This window comes from Streptomyces sp. NTD91 (genome assembly GCF_059510455.1).
In genome coordinates, this window is sequence record NZ_JCAJZW010000098.1 from 1 (window position 1) to 5,671 (window position 5,671).

Consider the following 5,671-nt stretch of genomic DNA (forward strand, 5'->3'; position numbering starts at 1 on the left):
CTCTCCGCGTGCGCCGCTCCCTGGCCGATGATCATGGCAACCTCGGAGCCCTCGTTGAGGACGGCCGCGGCCTTGCGCAACTCGTCCGCGTCGGGCAGCAGGCGCGGGCGGCTCCAGCCGACGCTGGAGAACACCGACCCGTGCATCTTCGGCGGCGACGGCTGGGCGTCCTCCTCCTGCACATCGCTCGGAATGATGATCGTCGCGACGCCGCGCGTGGTCAGGGCGGTCTTGAAGGCCCGGTCGATGACGTGGCGTGCCTGCCCCGGGTGCACGACCATCTGGCAGAACTCGGAAACGTCCGCGAAGAGCTGCGCGAGCGGGATCTCCTGCTGGTAGTGCGCGCCGAGGGAGAGCCGCTTCTGCTGGCCGACGACGGCGACCACGGGCTGGTGGTCCAGCTTCGCGTCGTACAGCCCGTTCAGCAGGTGCACGGCACCGGGCCCGGAGGTCGCCGCGCAGCAGCCCACCTCGCCGGTGAACTTCGCGTGCGCGCACGCCATGAACGCGGCCATCTCCTCGTGCCGCGTCTGGATGAACTCCGGTTCCCCTTTCGCCCGGTCGAAGGCGCCCAGAAGCCCGTTGATCCCGTCGCCGGGATAGCCGTAGACCCGCTTGATCCCCCATTCCCGCAAGCGCTGCAGTACGTAGTCGGCCACCAGCGTCATGACGTGCTCCCTCGGATGCGCACCTATGCCGTCCGCATGGGGTGACCTGTGGTGGCATCGGGTAAACGACCGGCGGCCCGGCTCCCCTGTCCGGTCGACGAAGTGCTCGTCCGACTGGCTCCGCCGGGCACGGACCGTGAGAGGCTCCTTGCCGGGGGCGAACAGGTTTCGGACTCCCGGGGCCTGTCGCACATGGCCGCGAGTGTGTGCGCTGCCGCCCCCGGCCGCGGACGTCCTCGTGGGCAGGCCCCTTGCCCCGGACGCGGCCGCCACCGGCCCGCGCAGGAATGTGCGCGGCCCCTTCCGCCGCCGCCTTGGGACCGGCACGGCCCTCGGCGGGGCGTGCCGGATCGAGGTGTCCCAGCATCTCGCGCAGTTGTGCCAGGCATCGGGTGAGCAGCCGGGACACGTGCATCTGTGAGATGCCCACCATGGCCGCGATCTGCTGCTGTGTCCGGTCGTGGAAGAAGCGCAGTACCAGGATGCGGCGCTCCCGCTCCGGGAACTGCCTCAGCGCATCGAGGAGCTCCACTCGCTCGGCGGCGGTCTCGATCCGGGCATCCCGGTCCCCGAGCACCTCGCCGAACGTGCGCAGTTGCCCCTCCCCTCCCTCCAGCGGCGCGTCGAGCGAGCGGGGCCGCGCCAGGTCCTGGGAGCGGATGGCCTCGGCCACGGCGGCCTCGGACAGACCGCAGGCCCGGGCGAGTTCCCCGGGTGTGGGCGGGCAGCCGCCACCCGCCTGTTCGAGCTCTCGCCGCGCGCGGCGCACCTGCTGCCTCGCCTCCTGCACGGCCCGGGGCAGTCGCACGAGTCCCGTCCGGTCCCTGAGGTGGCGTTTCAGCTCCCCCGTGATCGTCGGCACCGCGTACGACAGAAAGGCGTGGCCCTGGCCGGGGTCGTAACCGTCGATGGCCTTGACCAGGCCCACGCAGGCGACCTGGAAGAGGTCGTCCTGCTCCTCGACGCCGGTGTTGCGGTACTTGGCGGCGATGCGGCGGGCCACGGGGATGAGGGTGCGGATGGCCCGCTCCCGGGCCGCGTTCCGCGCACTCCCCGGAGGGTGCCTGCTGATCCGCCCGACGACCTCGTCGATCCGCGCGGACGTGAGCGCGCCGTCGGTTTCGGGCTTCACTGACGGGGAGAGGGGGGTCGGCGGAGTCATGTGAGCCTCTGCGCTGGAGGGGCTTGCTGGGCTGCACCATGGGTTTCCCGATTCTCTTGTCCCATGCAAAGATCACCCGCTCGGCGGCGGCTTCGGGTGCCCTCGCGGGTGGAATGGATGATTCCGGTTTGACGGCCCCGGGACGGGGTCCACAGACGTCCCGCGGCGTGACCGAGGTGCCCCATGTGTCTGCTGCTCGTCCCCCAGGGCATCGCGCGTCCCACCGCGAGCGCCGCTTCATCGGCGGGCTCGACCCGTGTCCGTCCGCGAGTTCACCGCGGCTGCCCCTGGGACTGCTGGTCGCCCCCGGGACCCACCACGACCCCAGCCGTCGCGGTGCCGCCCCCAAGGCCGCCACCGCGGAGCCGCCGAGCCTCCGGGAGCCGAACGGTGGACCTGGCGGCGCTCGACCGCGGATCCCGGTGCGCAGGCCCGCCGGGCGGGTGTAAAGCACTCGTCGAGCGGTGGCTCAGGGACGAACTGCGCGAGCGGCGTGCCTCACGGCCGGTCGGCCCGGTGACTCACGAGCGAGCCGTCCTGCCGTCCGACGAGCCAGGAACATGGAACACACCGGCAACCGCGTGGGGATGATCGCCGCGTCGGCTCCCGGACGCACGCAGCAGGCCGACCACCCTCGGCCCGACGCCGAACGACCGTCCGGCGCACACCTCGTTTCCGGACCGGACGGCCGGGAAACCACCGTGCCATGAGTGAGAGAGTCGGCAAGCAGGCAGAACCGGTGAACGGCGTCTGCCCGCCATGGGTGCTGCGGGAGTACGGGATCCTCGCCGACGGCGAACGCGGCGCCGTGGTGGATCCGGAGGGACGCATCGTCTGGCTGTGCGCACCGCGCTGGCACAGCCCCGCCGTGTTCTCAGCCCTGATCGGAGGCGTCGGATACTTCGGCGTCGAACCGGTGGACCGCTGGCACGTGTGGGGCGGCTACTACGAGGACGGCACGCTGATCCGGGTCAGCCGCTGGGTGACCGCCGACTCCGTGATCGAGTGCCGCGACGCTCTCGCGATGCCCGGCTCGGTGGACCGGCTCGTACTGCTGCGCCGGATGCGCGTCGAACAGGGGGAGGCCGGGCTGCGGCTCACCCTCGACCCGCGGCCCGGCTTCGGCGCTGGCCGGGCGCGCGACCCGCGCCTGGAGGGCGATGTGTGGACCGCGGACGCCGACGGCCTGCGGCTGCGGCTCGCCGGCGCCCACGAAGCGGCCTGGAACCCCGAGTCCGGACTGCGCGGTGAGTTCCGGCTGCGCAGCGGCGAGCACCGCGACCTCGTCCTGGAGCTGTCGGAGCGGGAGAGCACCGCGCCCCTGGACCCCGACCGGCTGTGGGAGGCGACGGAGGACACCTGGCGACGGACCGTGCCCGACTGCTCGGGGCTGGCCGCGCCGCGCGACGCTCGGCACGCCTACGCCGTCCTGCGCGGGCTGACCAGTTCCTCCGGCGGCATGGTCGCCGCCGCCACCACCTCACTGCCGGAACGCGCGAACACCGGCCGCAGCTACGACTACCGCTTCGCCTGGATCCGCGACCAGAGCTACGCGGGCCTCGCGGTCGCCACCCACGGCCCGCACGACCTGCTCGACTCCGCGGTGCGTTTCACCGCCGAACGCATCCTGGCCGACGGCGAGGGCCTGCACCCCGCGTACGACGTGGGCGGCGGACGGGTCCCACAGGAGCGCGGACTGCCTTTCCCCGGCTACCCGGGCGGCAACGACCGGATCGGGAACCGGGCGGCCGACCAGTTCCAGCTCGACGCGTTCGGAGAGGCGCTTCAGTTGTTCGCCGCCGCCGCGCACCACGACCGGCTCACACCCGAGGCCGAACAGGCGGTCGCGGTCGCGGTGGACGCGGTGGAACGCAACTGGAGGCGGCCCGACGCCGGGCTGTGGGAGCTGGACGAGCACTGGTGGACCCAGTCCCGGCTGAGCGTGATCTGCGGTCTGCGCCGGGTGGCCGGGGCGATCAGGGGACGGACGGCACAGCGCGGCGCCGACCTCGCCGAGGCCGTCTTCGCGGAGACCCGGCGTCGCTGTCTGCGCGCCGACGGCCGCTGGCGGCGGGCCGTGGACGACGACGGGCCGGAGGCCGCGTTGCTGATGCCGCTCGCCCGTGGCTGCCCGCCCGCCGACGACCCGAGCAACGCGATCACCCGCCGCTTCATCGAGGACGAGTTGGCCGAGGACGGCTACCTGTACCGCTTCCATCACCCGGGCATTCCCCTGGGCGAGGCCGAAGGGGCGTTCCTCTTCTGCGGGTTCACCATGGCGCTGGCCACCGACCACCTCGGCGACCGGACCGGCGCGCTGCGCTGGTTCGAACGGACCCGGGCGGCCTGTGGGCCGTCCGGGCTGTTCGCGGAGGAGTACGACGTGCGTCAGCGCCAGTTGCGCGGCAACCTGCCCCAGGCGTTCGTCCACGCCCTCCTGCTGGAGTGCGCCGTGCGCCTCAACGACGCGTCGACGCTGCCCCGCTGAGCCAGGGGCCGCAGTCCCGCGACGAGCGCCGTGCCCGCGGCGCCCGCGGCGGCGCCGAGCGCGAGCGGACGCCGATGCCGGGAGGCCCACAGCTGGAGGCTGCGCCCGTGCGCCTCGTCGTCGAAGATCCCGTGCGGGCCGTGGTCGGCGCCGTGCGTGTCATCGACGGGCTTCCACAGGTTGGTGGGGCGCGTGGGGTCGAGCGGCTCGTCCATCTGTTGGGATTCGTAGCCGGTCCTGGCCAGGTACCGGTCCAGCAGGCCCGCGGCGAACCGCTGCCCGAGCAGGGTGGCGACCGTGGAGCCGCCGATCCAGTGCTCGCGCCGCTCGGGGTGGTCGGCGGCATCCAGGATGCCCTGGGCGACCAGTTCCGGCTGATAGACCGGGGCCACCGGTCGCGGATGCCGGGGCAGCCGGGCCGTGACCCAGCTGAACTGCGGCGTGTTCACCCCGGGCAGGTGTGCCGTGGTCACCCGCACGGCGCTGCCGTCGTGCATCAGCTCACAGCGCAGGGAGTCGGTGAAACCCCGGATCGCGGCCTTGGCCCCGCAGTACACCGCCTGCAACGGCACGCTGCGGTAGGCCAGGGCGGAGCCGACCTGCACGATCGTCCCCCGGTCGCGGGGCAGCATGCGGCGCAGGGCCGCCTGGGTGCCGTGGACGAAGCCGAAGTACGTCACCTCGGTGGCCCGCTTCAGCTCCTCGGGGCGGATCTCCGTGGCGGGGGCGAACACCGTCGCGAACGCGGCGTTCACCCATACGTCGATCGGTCCGAGCTGTTCCTCCACCTGCTGCGCGGCCGCGTCGACGGCCTCGGGGTCGGCGACGTCGACGGCAAGGGGCAGAGCCTGTCCACCGGCCATGCGGACGTCGTGCGCAGCCTGTTCCAGGCCCTTCTGACCGCGGGCCAGCAGGGCGACGGCGGCACCGCGCGCGGCGAACGCACAGGCCGTCGCGCGACCGACCCCGGCGCTCGCACCGGTGACGACCACGACCTGACGGTCCTGCGCGCGCCCGCTCTGCCGCGGGCCGCTCACTTCTCCCCCCGGCCGGGAAGGTGCTCGGCGTACTCGGTGATCTTCTGCCGTACGCCCTTGGCGGTGATGCCTGCCCTCTCCGGGTCGTGCAGCGCCGCTTTGGCTGCCTTCTTGCCCTGGGCCTTCATGATGTGCGGCGGGATCGGCGCGATCTCGTTGTCGACCTTGAACTCGAGCACCACCGGCCTGTCGCACGCCAGCGCCTCGTCCCAGGCCGCGCCGACCCCGTCCGGGTCGTCACAGACGATCCCCTTCAGGCCGAGCAGTTGCGCATAGGCCGCGTAGGGCACGTCCGGGATCTCCTGCGAGGCCGGGT

The 5,671-nt window shown here is 72.9% G+C and carries 3 protein-coding genes and 2 pseudogenes; 1 reads left to right on the top strand and 4 read right to left on the bottom strand.

Annotation, left to right across the window (positions count from 1 at the left end):
- Positions 1 to 668: thiamine pyrophosphate-binding protein (locus AC5WRT_RS38550; RefSeq protein ID WP_496101079.1), on the bottom strand; the 668-nt coding region annotated here is incomplete at its 3' end.
- A gap of 421 nt (positions 669 to 1,089) precedes the next feature.
- Positions 1,090 to 1,830: pseudogene (locus AC5WRT_RS38555) on the bottom strand (sigma-70 family RNA polymerase sigma factor); the annotation flags it as partial.
- Between the two features lie 706 nt (positions 1,831 to 2,536).
- On the opposite strand from AC5WRT_RS38555, the gene AC5WRT_RS38560 reads away from it, so the two are divergent.
- Entirely contained in the window at positions 2,537 to 4,318 is a 1,782-nt protein-coding gene (locus AC5WRT_RS38560; RefSeq protein WP_496093709.1) for a glycoside hydrolase family 15 protein, read from the top strand.
- On the opposite strand, the gene AC5WRT_RS38565 is transcribed toward AC5WRT_RS38560, so the two are convergent.
- Both AC5WRT_RS38565 and AC5WRT_RS38570 read right to left on the bottom strand, forming a co-directional pair.
- Positions 4,219 to 5,355, bottom strand: coding sequence for an SDR family oxidoreductase (locus AC5WRT_RS38565; protein ID WP_496093708.1), 1,137 nt, complete (start codon positions 5,353 to 5,355; stop codon positions 4,219 to 4,221). The two genes, AC5WRT_RS38560 and AC5WRT_RS38565, sit on opposite strands and share 100 nt — an antisense overlap.
- Positions 5,352 to 5,671, bottom strand: a pseudogene (locus AC5WRT_RS38570) (thiamine pyrophosphate-requiring protein); the annotation flags it as partial. The pseudogene AC5WRT_RS38570 and the gene AC5WRT_RS38565, both read right to left, overlap by 4 nt.

Coding starts and splice junctions, on each gene's coding strand:
- AC5WRT_RS38560 (WP_496093709.1), top strand. CDS start 2,537: ATGAGTGAGAGAGTCGGCAAGCAGGCAGAACCGGTGAACGGCGTCTGC.